Source organism: Algoriphagus boritolerans DSM 17298 = JCM 18970 (assembly GCF_900108085.1).
GTDB lineage: Bacteria > Bacteroidota > Bacteroidia > Cytophagales > Cyclobacteriaceae > Algoriphagus > Algoriphagus boritolerans.
In genome coordinates this window covers 53612-72518 of sequence record NZ_FNVR01000013.1, presented here as the reverse complement: position 1 = coordinate 72518, position 18907 = coordinate 53612, and the positions used below count along the sequence as shown (strand labels likewise).

The following is an 18907-nucleotide window of genomic DNA, read 5'->3' as shown; positions in this document are numbered from 1 at the left end:
GTGTTAATGTTTTTGGCGTGTTTCCTTGGTTTTATCCTATTGTTAATTCACCGGAAATCCCTCAGAAAACCACGATTTTTTGGATTTCAACCTGTATTTTTGAATATGAAAAATCTGAAAAAGGGTCTTTTGGTCTGCCTATTTTTATTTCCTGTACTCCTTTTTGCACAGCAGGACTTCAAACTTCACTCTCATAATGATTACCTGAGGAATGTGCCTTTCTGGGAAGCATTCGGAGCTGGTGCAGCAAGTATAGAGGTGGATGTAATTTTGCAAAATGGCAACTTGATGGTGGCGCATGAGGCTGAAACTATCAAACCGGAACTCACCTTGCGTTCACTCTACCTGGAGCCGATCCAGAAGGCTGTTGACTTGGGAATGATCAATGCGTTTGGCTTTCATTTGTTGATTGATTCCAAAACCGAAGCTTACAGCACCTTGGAAGCTATCGTGAAAGAAGTTGCTGATTTTGAGGGAATTCTCTTTTCTCCTCAAAATCCAAAAGGTCTGAAATTGATTGTTTCCGGCAACCGTCCCAAAGCAGAGGATTATTCCAAGTATCCAGAGTGGGTGTTTTTTGATTACCAAAGCAAAACTTTAACGGCTGATCTGCCCTGGAAAAAGATCGGAATCGTCAGCTTGAGCTTCCGTCAGTTTTCTGTTTGGAATGGGAAAGGGCGCATCGTAGAATCCGAGAAGTTGCAGTTGGAAGAATTCGTTGCTGCTGTTCATTCCTTTCAGAAGCCGGTGAGATTTTGGGCAGCGCCTGACAGCAAGTCAGCCTGGAAGGCATTTTATGATATGGGTGTTGACTTCATCAATACGGATCAGCCTGCTATGGCTCAAAGTTATCTCAGTACATTGAGTCGGAATATTTTTTCAACCGATAGCAGACATGAGGTATATCAGCCGACTTTTGCTACAGACGGTAAGGTCGCACCCGTGAAAAACATTATTCTCATGATAGGGGATGGGAATGGATTGGCACAGATTTCTGCCGGCCTTTTCGTGAATGGAGGTAAATTAAATCTGGCTCAACTGAAAAACCTTGGCTTGATCAAAACCCAGGCAGCAGACGATTTTACCACAGATTCTGCGGCAGGGGCCACCGCTTTTGCCACAGGCAAAAAAACGAATAACCGGGCATTAAGTGTTGATACATCAGGGAAGCCACTTTCAAATCTCCCCGAGATTTTGGCTGAATATAATTTTAATTCAGGCATCATCACGACGGATCAATTGACAGGAGCGACTCCGGCCTCTTTCTATGCACATCATTCCGAGCGGGATGATTTGGATCAGATCGCATCGTATTTACCGAACAGCAAGCTGGACTTGTTTATCGGAGGAGGGAGAAATTCATTTGCCGACAAGATTGATGCAATACAGGCAAGTGGCTTTGAAATGCTCGGTAATCTGGATGACCTAGCTCTTTCAAAAGCTGACCGAATCGGATACTTTTCCTCTATTGGATCTAACCCAAGCATGGAAAAGGGCAGGGGGGATTTTTTAATAAAAAGTGCAATGGGAGCATCCGCCTTTTTTAAGAGTAAAAATCAGCCTTTCTTTTTGATGATAGAATCCGCTATGATTGACTCAGGCGGACATGCTAACAGCACTTCTACGATTGTGACAGAAGTATTGGATTTTGACCGGACGGTCGGGGAAATGGTACAATTTGCAGATAAAAATCCGGGGACTCTCCTGATCATAACCGCTGATCATGAAACGGGAGGAGTGTCTATTCCTCAGGGAAATCGGGAAAAAGGGGAGGTGGAACTTGCCTTTCACAGTGATGATCATACCGGAATCTTAGTTCCGATTTTTGCCTATGGTCCACATTCAGATGATTTTATGGGGATCTATGAAAATAATGAAGTATTCGAAAAGGTGTTGGGTTTGGTGAAAAAGTACCATTCAAAGTGAATGCATTTTCTCCGCAGGGTCGAATTTGCAATTCGACCCTACTATTTTCAGGGATTTGCAATCCCGAAACGCACTGTCGCCAGTCTTCAGACTGGTGCCTGCCTATATGCAGTCTTCAGACTGCTTTTTTGCTTCCGCTGCGGTCTGCACTCCTTTTCCATTGCGCTGGCATCCACATCTCCTTCCAGGCCAACAATCTGGGCCAGCGCTGGGTTTTACCATCATTTTCTTTCCCCGGGTTGCGTCGTGCCTCCTTACCCGGGGCTATTGAAAAGTTCGACCACTCTGTGCTCAATCCTTGGACTTGCCGATTCAACAATACCTGTATCTTTAAGCCATGGATAATTCATCATTCATCATTCATCATTCATCATTCATCATTTCTAATTCAACATTCCAATCCTCCTCGGCACCAACTTCCCCTTCCTCACCATACCACTGCGCCGAGGTCAATGGCCTTTTGATCTTTTTTTACCTTGGGTTCCGCTAGCGCTTCACCCAAGGCTACCAACCTCGCGTACCTACAGCACGCTTTCGTTGTACTGCTTTTCCCCAGGTAAATTCTTCTGGTCCGAACTCATCCCTAAGTCCACTAGAACGCTGAATTCTAAGCACTCCGGCAGTCAACCAATTCCACAGTTAAGCCATTCATCCTCCCCTCAAAACATCGGTCATCCGGCATCGGACATCCAGCAACATTAATCCCTGAACAATTCCTCATTTCCTCCCTACAGCTATCGGGATCCCCATTCCTCATCCATAAAATATTCTCAAAACGTATATCGTAATAAACAATTTTCATCTATTTTTGTGTATCCTACTATACAATTATGGAACATCTCTTCGAGCTCTATCAGAAACTTCTGCGAGGTACCTCACTCGATTTTCAGCGAAGCCTGATCCATACCATCCAATGGAATAACCGATTGATCGGTATAACCGGGGCAAGGGGTGTTGGGAAAACAACCCTCGTGCTCCAATATTTGAAAAAGGAGTTTGAAAGTTCTGGGAATACAGCACTTTTTGCCTCCTTGGATCATATTTGGTTCTCAACACATTCTGTGTTAGATCTGGCCGATCAGTTTTCTAAAGTAGGAGGGAAGGTCCTCGTTTTGGATGAAGTGCATAAGTATCCCGCTTGGTCACGCGAACTGAAAAACATCTATGATTTCTATCCGGAGCTTAAAGTGATTTTTACCGGGTCGTCCTTATTGGAAATTTTAAATTCAGGCGCTGATCTGAGTAGGAGAGCCCTGATGTACCCTCTGAATGGTATGTCATTTAGAGAGTATGTGAATTTGGAAACCGGAAAAACACTCCCCGTATTTTCCCTGGAAGAGATAATCAATCAACATCAGGAGCTGTCCAATGACTTGATTTCCCAATTCAAACCATTTCAATATTTTGGAAATTACCTGAAACATGGATATTATCCATTTTCCAGAGAATTCGGCGAGCTATACGATCAGCAGTTGAGAGCAATTGTTAATTTGATTTTGGAAGTTGAACTACCCCAACTCAGGAAATTTGACTTGGGATACGTGCCTAAGATCAAACAGCTGCTTTCCATTATCGCGGATTCTGTACCATTTATTCCCAATGTGACCAAGCTAAGTCAGAAAATCGGGATCAATCGAACCACCCTGCTCAGCTACTTCCACTACCTCCATGAAAGTAAGTTGACCTCAAATCTTTATCAATCCAATGATGGGATTTCATTATTGCAAAAGCCTGAAAAGCTTTACCTCGAAAACACCAATTTAGCCTTTGCTTTGGGCAGAAATGTGGATATTGGGAATCTTCGGGAAACCTTCTTCTTAAATCAGGTTGGATATCATCATCGCTTAACATTGCCGGAAACCGGGGATTTCCTCATTGACAATAAATGGAATATAGAAGTCGGAGGCATGGGAAAAGACCTTCCCAAAACAGAAAAGGCCAATCATTATGTAGCCGCCGATGGCATTGAAACCGGATTTAATACAAAAATCCCATTGTGGTTATTTGGCTTTCTGTATTGATTCGAATCACTGCCTTCTGAGAATTCTTGTTGTCTTATTTCCTCTCCGATATATCCATCGGGGACGGACTTCATTCCGTTGTCCTGCTTTTCTCTCGATTTATCCATTGGGACCTGAAAACGACCAAGCCTTCTAATGCGCTTTCCATTGCGCTGGCAGTGACAGCTCTTTTCAAATCAGCATCCTCAGCCAGCGCTGTCACCCATTTACGTTTTTACCCCGGGTTCAGACCCAGGGCTATTGAAAAGTTTGACCACTCCGTGGTCAATCCTTGGACTAGCCGATTCAATAAAACCTGAGCCTTTAAACCATGGATAATTCTCCATTCTCCAATCTCCATTCCCCATTCCCCATTCCCTATTTCCCATTCCTCATTCAACTCCTCCTCGGCACCAACTTCCCCTTCCTCACCATACCACTGCGCCGAGGTCAATGGCCTTTTGATCTTTTTTTACCTTGGGTTCCGCTAGCGCTCCACCCAAGGCTACCAACCTGGCGTACCTACGGCACGCTTTCGTTGTAATCCAACCCCGATTGGCGCCAGTCTTCAGACTGGTGCCTTCCTATATGCCGTCTTCGGACTGCTTTTTTGCTTCCGATGCGGTCTGCACTTCTTTTCCATTGCCCTGGCATCTACATCTTCTTCCAAGCCAACAATCTGGGCCAGCGCTGGTTCCCGTCTACGTTTTTTACCCCGGGTTGTCACCCGGGGCTATTGAGAAGTTCGACCACTCCGTGGTCAATCCTTGGACTAGCCGATTCAACAATACCTGAACCTTTAAACTATGGACAATTCATCATTCAACATTCATCATTCAACATTCAGCATTCAACATTCATCATTCATCATTCATCATTCATCATTTCTAATTCAACATTCAACTCCTCCTCGGCACCAACTTCCCATTCCTCACCATACCACTGCGCCGAGGTCAATGGCCTTTTGATCTTTTTTACCTTGGGTTCCGCTAGCGCTCCACCCAAGGCTACCAACCTGGCGTACCTACGGCACGCTTTCATTGCAATCCAACTAGCCTATCGCTTCATATCTGATTACCATTCCAGATTTGCCCGGTCCTTAAATTTCTCTCATTTTTCGAACCAGTATGTTCAACTTGCTCGCTGCGCAAACTCCCTCTCCTCAAGGAGAGGGCTGGGGAGAGGTAAAAAAAGGCACTGCCTCCTCGTAGAAGCAAAATTAAATGTCCATCAGGCTCACCACATCTTTCTTCAAATTGGACCCCAAAGTTCAATTTGCCCACTGCGCAAGCTCCCTCTCCTCAAGGAGAGGGCTGGGGAGAGGTAGACCAAGGCAGGTTTCCCAATGCTCCCGAAAAGCATCCGCAGGAAGTAGCTATTGCTCAGTGCTGAATGGACCAGAATCTTTAAGCCTACCTGATAATCTTACCCCATACTGACCCACCCATTTCGGAGTAAACTGACCCACTCCGCTGGGTCGAATTTGCAATTCGACCCTACTATTTTCAGGGATTTGCAATCCCGAAAACCACCCCGATCGGTGTGCAAAACCGAGGGCTTATCATCGGGTTGTTGTCCAGCAAATCCCTCCACTTCCCCTAAGTCCACTAGAGCGCTGAATTCTAAGCACTCCGGCAGTCAACCAATTCCACTGTTAATCCATTCATCCTCCCCTCAAAACATCGGTCATCCGGCATCGGACATCCAGCAACATTTATCCCTAAACAATTCCTCATTCCCTCCCGATAGCTATCGGGATTCCCATTCCTCATTTCTCATTCCCAATTTCCCATTCCCAATTTCTCTTTCCCATTCCCTATTCCCTATTCCTTATTCCCTATTCCCCATTCCCTATTTCCCATTCCTCATTCAACCTTCTTCCAGATTCATTCGGATCTTGACAATCAATCCACTTTCTTTTCCGAGGGAAGTATTGTAGACTTGAAATCTTAAAATTATACAATTGAAAAACCTGCTCTTCATTACCTGGGATTCGGATCAGACAAATTATCTGGAGTCCCTGTTTTTTCCGATTTTTTCCAAACTCCAGGAAACAGAGAGAATCAAGGTGTTTGTAGCGCAGTATTCTTGGGCTAAAAACGAAGAAGTAGCCCGTATTAAAAAATTGGCAGAAGCTAAGCATTTGACCTATTTCCACTTTCAGGTTAGCCGATTTCCTATCCCGACTTTAGGAGTAATTATAGCTGTACTGAAAAGCTCATTTCAGCTGACAAGACTGATCTTTTACAATAAAATTGATGTGCTTATGCCACGCTCCACTATGCCGGCGCTGATGCTCAATCGGATTTATGGATGGATAAAAGCACACAACCTTAAAGTAATCTTTGATGCGGATGGCTTTCCTATTCAGGAACGGGTGGATTTTGCCGGATTAAACACCGACAGCTTTCAGTATCGCCATCTGCAAAAGCAGGAGAAGTTGATGCTGGATCATGCGCATGTGATTTTCACTCGCTCCAAACAAGCGATAGACAAGCATTTGAAAACTCACCCCAACCTGAATCCCAAGAAATTTTTCTGTGTCAGTAATGGAAGAGATGAGTGTCTCTTTCAGATAAATGATCAAAGAAGAAGAGAAAAAAGAGCCGAACTTGGATTCGATGCCCAAGATTTTGTTTGGGTTTACACCGGATCATTAGGTAAAGCTTATGCCTGGGAGCAACTAATGGAGCTGGCGGATTTTTTTATCTCTAAAGGAGAAAATGTCAAATTGCTGATTTTGACGAGAAATGCAGCGTTTATTCAGGACAAAATTCCAGTGGGACTTTCAACTAGAATAAAAGTAATCCAAACTGAATTTTCTAAAATACCTGAATACCTGAATGCCGGAGACTTAGGGATCAATCTCAGATTGCCGGCCCCAAGTCTCTGTGGTCTTTTCCCGGTTAAATTGGGCGAATACTTGCTCACCGGACTACCCGTGCTAGCCTCGGTTCAAATAGGTGACACGGCTTCTTGGATCTCCGAGAGGAAAGAGGTGATTGGTGTTGATCTCACAGTGGGCGACTTCAAAGAAAAGACTTACCGGCTTTGGAGTGAATTGGGGGCATTTGACAAACAAGAACTCAGACAATGGGCAGTCAGTCGATTCGGATTAGAAGCTGCAGTCAGTGATTATCTAAAGGGTCTTGAGTAGTTGAAGGAATGAGCACTCAGATTCACTTTGGCTTGGTAGATGGACTTGCAGTAATTTTTCTGTTTGCCAGTCTTTTTTGGGTTCTCAAGCGGAAATCCCGAGCAGGGGCTTTTAAAATGTATCCATCTTGGTTTATTCCGGTTTTAATATGCGTTCATTACTTGTTATCCATCCTTAGCATTTACTATGTGTTGACGTATGGAGGCGATGCAGTCCGATACTGGAACCTGACAGCAGATCAGTCGCAACATGCCAAATCATGGATAGAACATTGGGGTTACAATACTTTTTTCATTCAGTGGCTGAATTATATCCCTTCAAAGATTTTAGGCCTCAACTTTTTGTCCGGTTGCCTGATCTATTCTACGTTATCTTTACTGGGATTTTTAGGATTGGCTGAATTAGTTGGTCCTCGTTACTGGTCAGTCTCAAAAAAATCGAAGTTGTTTTCGATTTGTATCTTGCTTGTTTTTTTTATTCCCAGCCCTCATTTTTGGACAGGTTTGGTGAGTAAAGAAGCATTAATCTGGATTTTTCTGATAGTGATTTTAAAATCTGTTCACAGCAGTCGACTTTTTCTTTATTTATTTATGATCAGCCTATTGGTTTGGCTTAGGCCAAGCCTGGGTATAGTCGTATTGGGAGCCACAGCCATATATTTGGTTTTCCTTGCCCGTATTTCTCTGACTAAGAAATGGGTTTTTGGTATAGCCATATCGCTATTGGGAACGTTTGGTCTAGTCCTTTTGATCTATATGACCGGGATTAACTCCATGGGCCTCATAGCTGAATTCAGTTCGGGTCAATATCAGTTTTTGAAGACCTTCAATCCCAACACCCTGGTTCCTATGGAAGAATATTCGTTGGGCTATAAGTTGTTCACAGTAGGATTTAGACCTTTACCCGGAGAGATTAAATCGGGTTGGGGTTTGATCCTTGGTATTGAAAATTTGCTTCTGGGAATTCTGACTATCGGTATATTGCCAATTCCTTTTCTTTCGCGCTCAAAATCAAGAAGAATGATTTCAGTTTCGACACTTATCCTAAGTTTAATTTTATTTTTCCTTTTTGTTGCATACAGCGTCAATGTTTTGGGAATTATGATTAGATTAAAGAGTCCTTTGCTTCCATTTTGGGCATTGGCTGGTTGTTTTGGTTGGTTTTTGCTCTTACAAGAAAGAAAAAAACCAAAAGCAGATTTGAACCTTTGAAAATCCTTTATTTTGCCCTGTGAATAAATCAACGGTAGTAATTTCATTGGATTTCGAATTGCACTGGGGTCGCTTCGACAAATATCCTCTTGAACCAAACCTGGCTTATTATAAGGCCACGAGGGCTGCTATACCTAAAATATTGGATTTATTTGCACAATATGATATCCATGCAACTTGGGCTACGGTGGGTATGCTGATGGCGGAAAGCAGGGAGGAGTGGGAGCATTATTCGCCCGATGTAAAGCCCTCCTTCACCAATCAGCTGTACTCTGCGTATTCCTGGATGAAGGCTCAACCCAGGATTTTCAACGAGGCACTTTTTGCGCCGGAACTGGTCAAACTGGTCTTGGATACACCGAATCAGGAATTGGGAAGCCATTCTTTTTCTCATTATTACACAATGGCAAAAGGTCAACGCCTGGAAGAATGGGAGGCAGACTTAGTGGCAGCCAACCGAATAGCCTGGGAGAAGTTTCAGCATATTCACTATTCCCTGGTTTTTCCAAGAAACCAATATTCTAAAAAAAGCCTGGAAATCGCCAGTGAGCAGGGTTTTGGGGCTGTAAGGACAAATCCCTCAGACTGGTTTTGGAAACAGGTGGAAAATGAAAATCTGATCAAGAAAATTTTCAGAACGGGGGATACCCTATTTCCTCTCGGAAATAGAACCTCATACAGTGAGGTAAGGAACGGGGAATTTTTGGTGCACTTGCCCGCATCAAGACTGCTTCGTCCCTTTAGATCCGGTTCATTTTTCAACCAACGAAGAATAGCGCGAATCAAGGAGGAAATCGATACCGCCATAAACCTCGGAGAAATGTATCATCTGTGGTGGCATCCGCACAATTTTGGACATTATCCAAATGAAAATCTTCAGATTTTGGAAACTCTTCTGGCCTGGATCAAAGGCAGAATGGAAACTCATGGGCTGGAATCCAAAAACATGAAGGAAACTGCGGAGATTATTAGAAAAGAAATCTTTATTTAAGACTACTTTTGATTTACACAGTAAGATTGAAATTTTAATGCTGGAAAAAGTAAAATATTTGATTTTGAAGGGACTGGGGTTAGGTCTGACTCTGGTGTTAGTTCAGTCTTGTATTTCAAATAAACGAATCACCTACTTGCAAAATCTTCCCGGCAATGTCGAAATAGGCTTGGATGAATATATTCCCTATGCAGAGGTGGATTATAAGTATGTGCTCCAACCCTTTGATATTGTGAGTATTGATTTTGCTTCAAGTAACGAGGATTTGATCAAGGCTTTTGAATATCAGGGTTCAAGGTCTATGCGTGGTGGCGGGGGAGGTGGTGGCGGAGCTTCTGATATATTTTATTTTACAGGATACTCCATCGATCAGGAAGGATATATTGAACTGCCACAACTTGGGAAGATTTTAATTGGAGGGATGGTAGAGGAGGAGGCTCAAAATAAGGTTCAGGCGGCTATAAATGAATTTTTTAAAGAAGAAGTATTCGTAAAACTCAGAATCGGCGGGATAAGATTTACGGCATTGGGCGAGTTTAGCAATTCGGGAACTCAGATTATTTTGAAAAACAGAGCCACAATATTTGATGCCCTGGCAATTGCAGGAGAATCAAACATTCTGGCCAAAAAGAATAAGCTCTTTATAATAAGACAATATGACAAGGGGACTAAAATCCATCAGATCAACCTCAACGACAGACAAATTCTAGCCTCTCCGTACTATTTTATTCAGCCCAACGATATTCTCTACCTGGAACCGATGAAAATTAGGCAATTTGGCAATGCTGACAATTTAACCTCATCCTTGGGTTTAATAATTTCAGTAACTTCATCTGTGTTTTTGATTATTGCCTTGGTGACAGGTAACTTATGATTGACGGAAAGATAGATATTTCAAAATTCCAGGATGAGGTCAAGCCCATTGATATCAAGTACTACTTGATAAAATATTCCAGGTATTGGCCACTGTACCTGACTTGTATTTTTTTGGGAATCATCCTTGTTTTTCTCTTTCACAGGTATTCAGTTGAAGAGTATGAGGTGCAGGGAAGCATTCTGATTAAGACCAATTCTTCCCCCGAAGTCAGGATTCTAGACCGATCAAATATTTTTTCGGGCACGAATAATCTTGAAAATGACATCCTTCTTTTGACCTCTAAAAATTTGGCCACGGAAGCGCTAAGGAACTTGCATTTTAATGTGTCTTATTATGCCTCCACCAATATCAAAGAGATCGAATTGTACGACAAGTCCCCCATTAAAGTGGAAGTTGATCCCGATTTTCCACAAATGGAGATGGGTGAAATAACGCTCACGGCATTGGATGAGGATGAATTTATTTTATCAAAAGAGGAATCCGGATTTTTCGACTTTTTGAAAGCGAAGGCCGATGGACCGGTGGATGATGCGATTCTCAATCGCAGATTTCGATTTGGTGAAACGGTTGAGTCGGGTCAAAGTAGGTTTGTTGTCAACAAAGTTAAAGGGATGAGAGATGGCGATCAGCTTTCATTCGTGATCCATAATCCGATTTCAGTGATTGACGACTATTCCAGGTCCATACTGGTCAGACCCATAAATAGTTATGGTACAGTCTTACAGGTAAGTATGACCACGAAAGTGGTGGAAAAAGGAAGAGATTACGTCAATGCGTTAATGGACTCCTACATCGAATACAACCTCAAGGAGAAAAATCAGATGACCGAAAACACACTCAGGTTTTTGGACGAGCAGTTAAATATAGTAGAGGATTCCTTAAAGTTTGTGGAACGTAAGATGCTCAATTTTAAGGTTAAGAATAAACTGATGGACGTCAGTTCCGAATTTGGAGGAGTACTCGGCAATATTCAAAATCTGGAAGATCAAATTCAGAAAATAGATTTTGAACTTCAGTATTATCAGGCACTTCAGCGCTACCTGGTGGAAAAGGGGAAAGACTATTCGGACATCCTTGCCCCATCTTTGGTAGGTATTTCTGATGGATTGTTGAATGGGCTGGTCTCCAAATTAGTGGATGTTTCCCTGGAGCGGAGAAAAATGCTCGCCGTGGTGAATGAAACCCACCCAAATGTCAAAGAACTGGATGAGCAGATTACCAAATTGAGGGAAAATATTTTTGAAAATATTGATAACCTGGTAATTAATACCACAGATCGAAAAGCTCAGGCAAAAGCGAAGCTGGACAGTGAAGATCAAATTTTTGCTACGCTCCCACAAGCAGAGTCTGATTTTATGGCCTTAAATCGAGAGTTTAAACTCAGAGAAAACCTCTATAATTATCTGTTGGAGAAAAGAGCGGAAGCAGGCATTGCCAGAGCATCCAATATTTCGGATAATTCGGTATTGGATTATGCGAGACGGGGAAATTTGATTTTCCCCAAAAAGGCTCAAAATTATGGATTGGCTTTTGGACTGGGCTTTATTATTCCTTTGGTTCTCTTGCTTTTATACCATTATCTCAACAATAAGATTGTTGATCAGATCCAACTCAAAAATGTATTGAGAATACCGCTCTTGGGTACAATTGGATTCAGTACCAAGGATACGAATATGCTCGTGGCCGAACACCCCAAGTCCATGGTTGCCGAGTCCTTTCGATCATTACGTTCCGCACTTTTTTACATTTCCAGTGAGAAAAAATGCAAAAAGATACTGGTCACTTCTTCTGTTTCCGGGGAAGGAAAGACGTTTGTAAGTATTAATCTGGCCGCAGCAATGGCTTTGAGCGGGAAGAAGACCTGTCTGATTGGACTGGATTTACGAAGGCCCAAATTATCTGATTATGTAGGTGTTTCTGTGCAGACAGGTCTTTCAAATTTTTTGGTAGATAAAGCTACAAGAGATGAAATCATCGTTCCCACTGCGTATGAAAATTTGTTCGTGGTTCCTTCAGGACCGATTCCACCCAATCCTGCCGAACTACTTTTGAAAGAAAAAATGAGTGAATTTTTAATTTCATTGGATGATGAATTTGATATTGTTGTTTTGGATACCCCGCCTATTGGACTTGTATCGGAAACGATGGATTTAATGCGTTTTTCAGATGTTAATTTGTATATCGTTCGCCAGGATTATACTCACAAGAGATACCTTTTGATGATAAATGACCTTTATGCCAATGACCAGCTGGATAATATTTATGCGGTGTTCAACGGAATTAAAGCCGGGGTAGACGTATATGATTTTGGAGGATATAATTATGGTTATGGGTATAATTACTCTTACATGAGAAAAAATGAATACACCGATACTTATTACGATCGGGAAGATAAACAAAAAAAGTCTGAGTGGTTAAGTAAGCTTTTATCCAAGTTTCGAGTTTGACCCGGTTTCCGCAGGTTTCAATCGGATAATTCCCAAGGATAACAAATCTGATTGCGATGTATTCGGAACTGCTAAATTACATGGAGGTTTTTAACTTACAGTTTTTAGACCAATTTTGAGAATTTGAGCTTTGAGCAACCAAATCAACTAAAATGATTATTTACCCTTTGCATAGCCATAAAATAGAAGGGCTTAGCTGAATTGAGCCTATTTTTAGCATGCAGGATTCTGAAAGATTATGAACTTTAATAGGCTTGTGGTAAGAAAATGAAAATAGCAGCGCTCATTCCCGCCCGGTACGGTTCGACCCGACTTCCGGCAAAACTGGTCCAAGACTTGGGCGGAATTTCAGTTATCCAGCGAACCTATGTAAGTACTCTTGCCACAGGGGTTTTTGATGAGGTTTGGGTGGTGACTGATCATGAACAGATCCGTGAACAGGTTTTGGATTTGGGGGGTAAAGTGTTTTTTAGCTCCAAACCGCATGAGTCTGGCTCTGATAGAATCGCAGAAGCCCTGGAGGTAGTGGATGCGGATTTGATTGTGAATGTGCAAGGGGATGAACCTTTCCAAGATCCCAAGTCTCTAAAAGACCTGGTTGCTGCCTTTGAAAGACCAAAGGTGAAAATGGCATCCCTGATGTGTCGGATTCCTGAGGACGAAGCTTACAATCCCAATGCGGTCAAGGTCGTAGTGGATGAAAAAATGAATGCGATTTATTTTTCCCGATCACCAATTCCATTCAATCGCGAAAGGAATGATGACATTTTTTACTGGAAGCATATCGGGGTTTATGCTTACACCCGAGAACTCTTGATAGAGTTTACCTCCTGGCCAAAAAGTCGCCTGGAACAAATCGAGATGTTGGAGCAACTTCGTTTGGTAGAAAAGGGGGTAAAAATCCGAATGGTCGAAACCTCCCATCAGGCCATCGCCATCGATACCAAGGAGGATTTGGATCGAGCCAGGAATTTCCTGAAAAGCATTCTTTGAAGTATCTGGTATTTAGCCACAAGTATCAGGATAAGATTCAAAAAGCAGAGGATAGAAGTAAGGCCTAAAAGCTTTCGGATCCGCAGCTAGGAAAGTTTGAACGCTGAACTTTGAACCTTGAACAATTCAACGATTAACCAATAATTCAACATCAGACACTTGTGCTGAGCGGAGCCGAAGCATCAGTCATCCAACAAGTAGCCAAATCAACAAACCCATGAAAAAACGCGTCACTGGAATCGGAGGGATTTTCTTCAAAGTCAAAGATCCCAATGCCACCAAGTCTTGGTATCAAAATCACTTAGGTTTGAATACCGACAACTATGGGACAGCTTTTGAATGGCGAAGCAGTGAAAACCCCGAACAAAAAGGCTTCACTCAATGGTCTCCGATGAATGCGGATACCAATTATTTCAAGCCCTCTGAGAAAGACTTTATGATCAATTACCGCGTAGAAAACCTTGAGGAACTGGTAGCTGAACTGAAAGCAGAAGGGGTGACCATTTTGGATGAAATTGAAATCTTTGAATACGGAAAGTTTGTTCACATCCTGGATCCAGATGGTCACAGCATCGAACTTTGGGAGCCAAATGATGAGGTCTATGATAAATTGACGGAAGGAAGAACGATTAGTTGAGAAATTTAGTATTAAGTATCAAGACGTAAGTATCAAGATTTAGAATCAAGAAACAAGAGGCAAGAGCCAAAAACTTTCGATACCACTAACTTCGATTTATGAATTTCGAACTCTTGGATAATTCACAATTAGTCAAATCATCGGTTCAGCAATCTCCTTAACCTTATGAAAATTCAACATCAATTTGACGGCAGAAAAGGCTCATTTTTTATAGTAGAAGGTGGAAAATATCTAGCCCAAATGGTCTATGTGATGGCAGGTCCACAAAAAATGATCATTGAACACACGGAGGTGGATGAAAGCCTAAAAGGCCAAGGTGTCGGAGCAAAATTGCTTGAAGCCCTTGTTTCATTTGTCCGTGAAAAAGGACTCAAAGTCATTCCGCTTTGTCCTTTTGCAAAAGCCTCTTTCAACAAAAGAGCTGATTTACAGGATGTGTTAAATTGATTTAAAGGAAGTAAAAAGTAAGAGCCAATACAGCGAGAATGACGATCAAAAAAACAAGAAGTCTGCTCTTTTTTAAATTTGTTTTTCGTTCATTCCGGTGATCAATTGCCTCCGATAGCGCCTTTGAATCGGCTTTTTCCAAATTCCTGCTACCTTTGGTATAAGTGGATTTTGGACGGATTTTGCCCAGGTGATGATTCTCCTCGAAAGACTGACTTGCTTGCTTACTAAATCCCACACCGCCTGTCATTGTATCCGGTTTTCTCTAAAAGTAATGATTTCGCTCCAAGTTGAAAAGAATCTGAGGCTTGAAGAATACATCTCTATTCTTAACAGCTCCGGCTTGGGAAAACGTCGACCTATGCACGACCCGGATCATCTTAAGCGAATGATTCAAGGCTCTAATTTGCTTGTTACTGCCCGTGAAGAAGGCGAACTGATCGGGTTTCTTCGAGGGCTTTCGGATTACTGCTACCGATGTTTTATTGCTGATCTGGCCGTAGCAAAAGATTTTCAGAGGAAAGGAGTGGGGCGTGAAATTCTCAAGTTCACACGAAGCCTTGCACCGGAAGCACGTTTATTTCTCTTTGCGGCGGAGGATGCCGAGCCATTCTATCAAAAACTGGGTTTCAAACCCCATGAGCATTGCTACCAGCTAAAACCCGAAGAACAACTCCGGTAAGTCTCAAGTCAGAAGTATGTAGTATGAAATCTAAAAAAATTCAGCTTTTTGACTTTAGCTTTCTGACTTTAGCTTTCTGACTTTCTGTTTTTCAATCACCAATATTAATTAACTTACTTTCCTCATGGGGAAAACTACCGGGAGTTTATGTACATGACTGAAGTCGCTATGCCAAACCTGGAAGCCATTCAGTCCGCTACCTTGAATGCGGCACAGCTATTGGGAATTGAAGATAAGCCTGGAACAATTGAGGTCGGAAAAATAGCTGATATCATTGCCGTTTCCGGTAATCCCGAGAAAGATATCAAAGTGATGAAAGATGTCATCTTTGTGATGAAAGCTGGTAAAATCTTTAAGCAATGATCAATTCTCAATTGTCAATTTTCAAATTCAGGTGAGATCATTACTTGAAAATTGATAATTGAATTTGGAAATTGAAAATTCATATCCAACCACCAAAATCTAACCCCTATGCAAAATCGATTTTTCCTCCTTTTTCTCTTGCTTTCTAACTTCGTTTTTGCGCAAGAAAAAAAAGACTCCCTTACTTCCCCTCAGCTGAAAGCACAGGTTTTTGAGTCCAAGCAATCAGTGACCATTGACGGGAAAACCATCAGCTTAAATGCAAAAGCCGGGACCATGGAGCTCAAAGATGAGAACAACAAACCCATCGCACTTTTTGGTTTTACAGCCTACTTCAAGGAAAATCCGGAGAAAAACCGTCCCATAATTTTTGCCTATAATGGCGGGCCGGGTTCATCTTCCTATTGGCTTCATATAGGAATCATGGGGCCAAAACGGATTGTGGTAGATGATCCTAATTACAATGGGGCTGCCCCGTATGAATTGGTCAATAATGAGTTTTCTGTTTTGGATATAGCGGATGTAGTCATGATGGACCCTGTCGGGACGGGATTAAGTGTTCCCATCGGGGAGGCCACAGGAAAGGATTTTTGGGGAGTGGATCAGGATATTCGGAGTGTGAGTTTGTTTATCATGCAGTTTTTGAAAGCGCATGATCGCTTGAATTCTCCTAAATATATCTTGGGAGAAAGTTATGGTACTTTCCGAAATGCCGGAGTTATGAGTTACCTGCTCAATCAAGGCTACGCGCTTAATGGAGTCGTGATGGTTTCTTCCGTTTTTGATTTGCGAAGCTTATTCTTCGCTCCAAATGAAGATCTTTCTTACATCTTCTATCTTCCGACCATGGCTGCCACAAGCTGGTATCATGATAAGATCACCAATAAGGGATCAGACCTTCCTGCATTTGTCGAGGAGGTAAGAGCGTTTACAGAGAAGGAGTATTCTCCGGCTCTTTTCAAAGGCAATCGGATCACTGAAACAGAAAAGTCCGAGATCGCAGGGAAACTGGAGAAGTTCACCGGTATTTCTGCCGAGATCTGGAAGCGTGCCAATCTTAAAATTAATGCCGGGGAATATTTCCAGGAATTACTCCGCAGCACTGGCGAAACGGTAGGACGTTTGGATTCGCGATATAAGGGAATCAATATTGATCCCATGTCTATGGACTCCTTTACCGATCCTCAAAGCGACGCCATTTCACCGGCCTATACAATGGGTTTCCTTGATTACTTCCATGGCAGTCTGAATGTGAGTAAGGATTTGCTTTATTCGACTTCTGCCTACGCTAAGGAAGGTTTTAAGTGGGATTGGAAACATCAGGGCAATAGTTTTTGGGGCGCAGATGCGGCAGTGACCACTTTGCCGGATATGGCAGAGGCCCTCAGCAAAGATCCAAATGTCAAGGTGTTAATCATGAACGGGTATTATGATTTGGCTACGGTATTTTATGCTATTGAGCATTCGATTTCCCACCTTGATTTGCCTAAGTCAGCTACAGACAGGATCATCATGACCTACTATGAAGCAGGTCACATGATGTATACGCATTTGCCTTCAGCCAAGCTCTTCCGTGAGGATTTGAAGAAATTTATCGAGGACACCCAGAGAAAGTAACAGATGACACAAAACCCCTTGCCTTTCCTGGTTAGAAATACGCTAGTCCCCCTTCTGGTTTTAGGTTTCATTCTTCTTAAATGGCAGGAAGCAGAAGCCCAAAGTGCAAAGTCAAGCGCAAACACGGGTTTATATTTCCCCCCAAATGAATCTTCAATCTGGGAGAAATTACCTCTGGCGGAGCTTGGATGGGATCAGAATGCACTTGCAGAAATGCTCGCTTGGCTTCCGACACAAGACACCCGTGCATTTCTCATTTTGAAGGACGGGAAAATAGTGGTGGAGGAATACTGGGGCAGTAAACTCACCGGAGTGGGGGAGATGGACCAAAATTCGTATTGGTACTGGGCATCGGCAGGCAAAACCCTTACTGCGGCAATGGTAGGCTTAGCCCAACAGGAAAAGCTGCTCAGTATCAATGACCGTACTCAAAAATTTCTTGGCCCGGGATGGACTTCCATGCCGGCTAAGCAAGAGCGTAAAATCAGACTGAAACATCACCTGACGCTTACTACAGGAATCGATGATAAAGTTTCAAATTTGGATGATTTTTCTCCTTCAAATTTTAAATACCACTCCAAGCCCGGGACCAAATGGAGTTATCACAACGCGACCTATACTATGCTCGTGCAAGTGCTGGTAAATGCCAGCGGGATGGATTTCCAAACGTATTTTAAAGAGAAACTGGGAAATAAAATCGGCATGAAGGGCTTTTGGCAAAAATCCGGATTAAACACTGTGTTTTACTCCGATGCCAGATCTTTTGCCCGATTTGGCTTGTTGCTTTTGGGGAAGGGAAAGTGGGATGGGAATCAAATTTGGTCTGGTGATTATTTTGATGAAATGACGGAATCTTCCCAAAATAGTAATCCAAGCTATGGATACCTCACTTGGTTAAATGGCAAGAGTTCTTATTTGTTGCCGGAATTGAAATCTCCGATTTCAGGATCGTTGATTCCCCAGGCCCCGGCAGATATGTATCAGGCCATGGGTAAGAATGGGCAGATTTTAATGGTGATCCCTTCTCAAAATCTGGTGATTATCCGAATGGGTGGTGCCCCGGGAGAGCTTCCAGTTCCGGCTTTTTTGGTTCGGCAGCTGTGGGAGCGACTGTCAAAAGTGATGACGCCAACTATTCAGGGGAATTGATTTTTCCCTGTTCCGGCTTAGGATTTGGTTCAGTTTTGTTCAGAATTTAATCATCTGTTAAACTGATTGTCAATTTTTTCTAAAGAAAGCGGTTTTTCTAAAAATCCGGAAACTATAGGATATTCCAAGGCTTTTTGTCTGTCCTGATAGTCAATGGAACTGGAAAGGATAACGATAGTATCTGCTCTGAAAGGGAATAATTCAGCATAGGCATCAAGAAATTCCCACCCATTCAACACAGGCATATTGATATCCAGGAAAATTAACAGACTACTTTCAGGTGGAAGTAACTTGATTTTTTCAAGAGCTTCTTCAGCACTTAGAAATTCCTTTATTTCATTTCCAATTCCTGTTTTTCCCAAAAGTCTCCTATTGATCAGGTTATTGATAGGGTCATCGTCCACTAAAAA

18 protein-coding genes are annotated in these 18907 nt (G+C 42.4%); 14 read left to right on the top strand and 4 right to left on the bottom strand.

The window, feature by feature from the left end:
* The first annotated feature begins 105 nt into the window (after window positions 1-105).
* The gene (locus C4S61_RS12575; RefSeq protein WP_103925183.1) at window positions 106-1926 is read left to right on the top strand and encodes an alkaline phosphatase; all 1821 of its coding nucleotides are present in this window, start codon (window positions 106-108) and stop codon (window positions 1924-1926) included.
* A gap of 830 nt (window positions 1927-2756) precedes the next feature.
* Entirely contained in the window at window positions 2757-3947 is a 1191-nt protein-coding gene (locus C4S61_RS12565; protein WP_103925152.1) for an ATP-binding protein, read from the top strand.
* 214 nt (window positions 3948-4161) lie between these two features.
* On the opposite strand, the gene C4S61_RS21855 is transcribed toward C4S61_RS12565, so the two are convergent.
* Window positions 4162-4380 carry a hypothetical protein gene (locus C4S61_RS21855; protein WP_160111243.1) on the bottom strand — a complete coding sequence of 73 codons (219 nt, stop codon included), beginning with the start codon at window positions 4378-4380 and terminating at the stop codon, window positions 4162-4164.
* A 413-nt stretch (window positions 4381-4793) separates the two neighbouring features.
* Window positions 4794-4967 (bottom strand): hypothetical protein, encoded by a 174-nt coding sequence (locus C4S61_RS21850; protein ID WP_160111242.1) that lies wholly within the window; start codon window positions 4965-4967, stop codon window positions 4794-4796.
* A 922-nt stretch (window positions 4968-5889) separates the two neighbouring features.
* Between C4S61_RS21850 and C4S61_RS12550 the strand changes: the two genes are divergently transcribed.
* The 8 genes from C4S61_RS12550 (at window position 5890) to C4S61_RS12515 (ending at window position 14686) form a co-directional block, all read left to right on the top strand.
* Complete coding sequence (locus C4S61_RS12550; RefSeq protein WP_103925150.1) at window positions 5890-7083, top strand: glycosyltransferase family protein; 1194 nt, start codon at window positions 5890-5892, stop codon at window positions 7081-7083.
* Window positions 7084-7091: 8 nt separating this feature from the next.
* Window positions 7092-8294: a hypothetical protein gene (locus C4S61_RS12545; RefSeq protein ID WP_103925149.1), complete on the top strand. Its 1203-nt coding sequence runs from the start codon at window positions 7092-7094 to the stop codon at window positions 8292-8294.
* Window positions 8295-8313: 19 nt separating this feature from the next.
* Window positions 8314-9285 carry a polysaccharide deacetylase family protein gene (locus C4S61_RS12540; RefSeq protein WP_103925148.1) on the top strand — a complete coding sequence of 324 codons (972 nt, stop codon included), beginning with the start codon at window positions 8314-8316 and terminating at the stop codon, window positions 9283-9285.
* Window positions 9286-9322: 37 nt separating this feature from the next.
* Window positions 9323-10159 (top strand): polysaccharide biosynthesis/export family protein, encoded by an 837-nt coding sequence (locus C4S61_RS12535; protein WP_103925147.1) that lies wholly within the window; start codon window positions 9323-9325, stop codon window positions 10157-10159.
* The gene (locus tag C4S61_RS12530) at window positions 10156-12609 is read left to right on the top strand and encodes a GumC family protein (RefSeq protein WP_103925146.1); all 2454 of its coding nucleotides are present in this window, start codon (window positions 10156-10158) and stop codon (window positions 12607-12609) included. The genes C4S61_RS12535 and C4S61_RS12530 overlap by 4 nt, the downstream gene beginning before the upstream one ends.
* A 267-nt stretch (window positions 12610-12876) precedes the next feature.
* Window positions 12877-13602, top strand: a complete 726-nt coding sequence (kdsB, locus tag C4S61_RS12525) for a 3-deoxy-manno-octulosonate cytidylyltransferase (RefSeq protein ID WP_103925145.1) — start codon at window positions 12877-12879, stop codon at window positions 13600-13602.
* Window positions 13603-13819: 217 nt separating this feature from the next.
* On the top strand, window positions 13820-14239 hold the full coding sequence (locus tag C4S61_RS12520) for a VOC family protein (RefSeq protein WP_103925144.1): 420 nt from the start codon (window positions 13820-13822) through the stop codon (window positions 14237-14239).
* A gap of 165 nt (window positions 14240-14404) precedes the next feature.
* Window positions 14405-14686, top strand: coding sequence for a GNAT family N-acetyltransferase (locus C4S61_RS12515; protein ID WP_103925143.1), 282 nt, complete (start codon window positions 14405-14407; stop codon window positions 14684-14686).
* Window position 14687: 1 nt separating this feature from the next.
* Here the strand turns inward: C4S61_RS12515 and C4S61_RS21845 are convergent, their stop codons facing one another.
* Window positions 14688-14936, bottom strand: coding sequence for a hypothetical protein (locus tag C4S61_RS21845; protein ID WP_160111241.1), 249 nt, complete (start codon window positions 14934-14936; stop codon window positions 14688-14690).
* 24 nt (window positions 14937-14960) lie between these two features.
* On the opposite strand from C4S61_RS21845, the gene C4S61_RS12510 reads away from it, so the two are divergent.
* From C4S61_RS12510 to C4S61_RS12495, 4 genes are all read left to right on the top strand, one after another.
* Window positions 14961-15368, top strand: coding sequence for a GNAT family N-acetyltransferase (locus C4S61_RS12510; protein ID WP_160111240.1), 408 nt, complete (start codon window positions 14961-14963; stop codon window positions 15366-15368).
* A gap of 147 nt (window positions 15369-15515) precedes the next feature.
* Complete coding sequence (locus tag C4S61_RS12505; protein ID WP_103925141.1) at window positions 15516-15731, top strand: amidohydrolase family protein; 216 nt, start codon at window positions 15516-15518, stop codon at window positions 15729-15731.
* A gap of 108 nt (window positions 15732-15839) precedes the next feature.
* Window positions 15840-17348: a S10 family peptidase gene (locus tag C4S61_RS12500; protein ID WP_103925140.1), complete on the top strand. Its 1509-nt coding sequence runs from the start codon at window positions 15840-15842 to the stop codon at window positions 17346-17348.
* A gap of 3 nt (window positions 17349-17351) precedes the next feature.
* On the top strand, window positions 17352-18497 hold the full coding sequence (locus C4S61_RS12495; protein ID WP_103925139.1) for a serine hydrolase domain-containing protein: 1146 nt from the start codon (window positions 17352-17354) through the stop codon (window positions 18495-18497).
* Between the two features lie 50 nt (window positions 18498-18547).
* Here the strand turns inward: C4S61_RS12495 and C4S61_RS12490 are convergent, their stop codons facing one another.
* Window positions 18548-18901 (bottom strand): response regulator, encoded by a 354-nt coding sequence (locus C4S61_RS12490; RefSeq protein WP_317046053.1) that lies wholly within the window; start codon window positions 18899-18901, stop codon window positions 18548-18550.
* Between the last annotated feature and the right edge of the window lie 6 nt (window positions 18902-18907).

Bases quoted from the DNA above. Each gene is read 5' to 3' on its own strand.
- C4S61_RS12575 (WP_103925183.1), top strand. From the start codon at position 106: ATGAAAAATCTGAAAAAGGGTCTTTTGGTCTGCCTATTTTTATTTCCT.
- C4S61_RS12565 (WP_103925152.1), top strand. From the start codon at position 2,757: ATGGAACATCTCTTCGAGCTCTATCAGAAACTTCTGCGAGGTACCTCA.
- C4S61_RS21850 (WP_160111242.1), bottom strand. From the start codon at position 4,967: ATGAAAGCGTGCCGTAGGTACGCCAGGTTGGTAGCCTTGGGTGGAGCG.
- C4S61_RS12545 (WP_103925149.1), top strand. From the start codon at position 7,092: ATGAGCACTCAGATTCACTTTGGCTTGGTAGATGGACTTGCAGTAATT.
- C4S61_RS12535 (WP_103925147.1), top strand. From the start codon at position 9,323: ATGCTGGAAAAAGTAAAATATTTGATTTTGAAGGGACTGGGGTTAGGT.
- C4S61_RS12530 (WP_103925146.1), top strand. From the start codon at position 10,156: ATGATTGACGGAAAGATAGATATTTCAAAATTCCAGGATGAGGTCAAG.
- kdsB (WP_103925145.1), top strand. From the start codon at position 12,877: ATGAAAATAGCAGCGCTCATTCCCGCCCGGTACGGTTCGACCCGACTT.
- C4S61_RS12520 (WP_103925144.1), top strand. From the start codon at position 13,820: ATGAAAAAACGCGTCACTGGAATCGGAGGGATTTTCTTCAAAGTCAAA.
- C4S61_RS12515 (WP_103925143.1), top strand. From the start codon at position 14,405: ATGAAAATTCAACATCAATTTGACGGCAGAAAAGGCTCATTTTTTATA.
- C4S61_RS21845 (WP_160111241.1), bottom strand. From the start codon at position 14,936: ATGACAGGCGGTGTGGGATTTAGTAAGCAAGCAAGTCAGTCTTTCGAG.
- C4S61_RS12510 (WP_160111240.1), top strand. From the start codon at position 14,961: ATGATTTCGCTCCAAGTTGAAAAGAATCTGAGGCTTGAAGAATACATC.
- C4S61_RS12505 (WP_103925141.1), top strand. From the start codon at position 15,516: ATGTACATGACTGAAGTCGCTATGCCAAACCTGGAAGCCATTCAGTCC.
- C4S61_RS12500 (WP_103925140.1), top strand. From the start codon at position 15,840: ATGCAAAATCGATTTTTCCTCCTTTTTCTCTTGCTTTCTAACTTCGTT.
- C4S61_RS12495 (WP_103925139.1), top strand. From the start codon at position 17,352: ATGACACAAAACCCCTTGCCTTTCCTGGTTAGAAATACGCTAGTCCCC.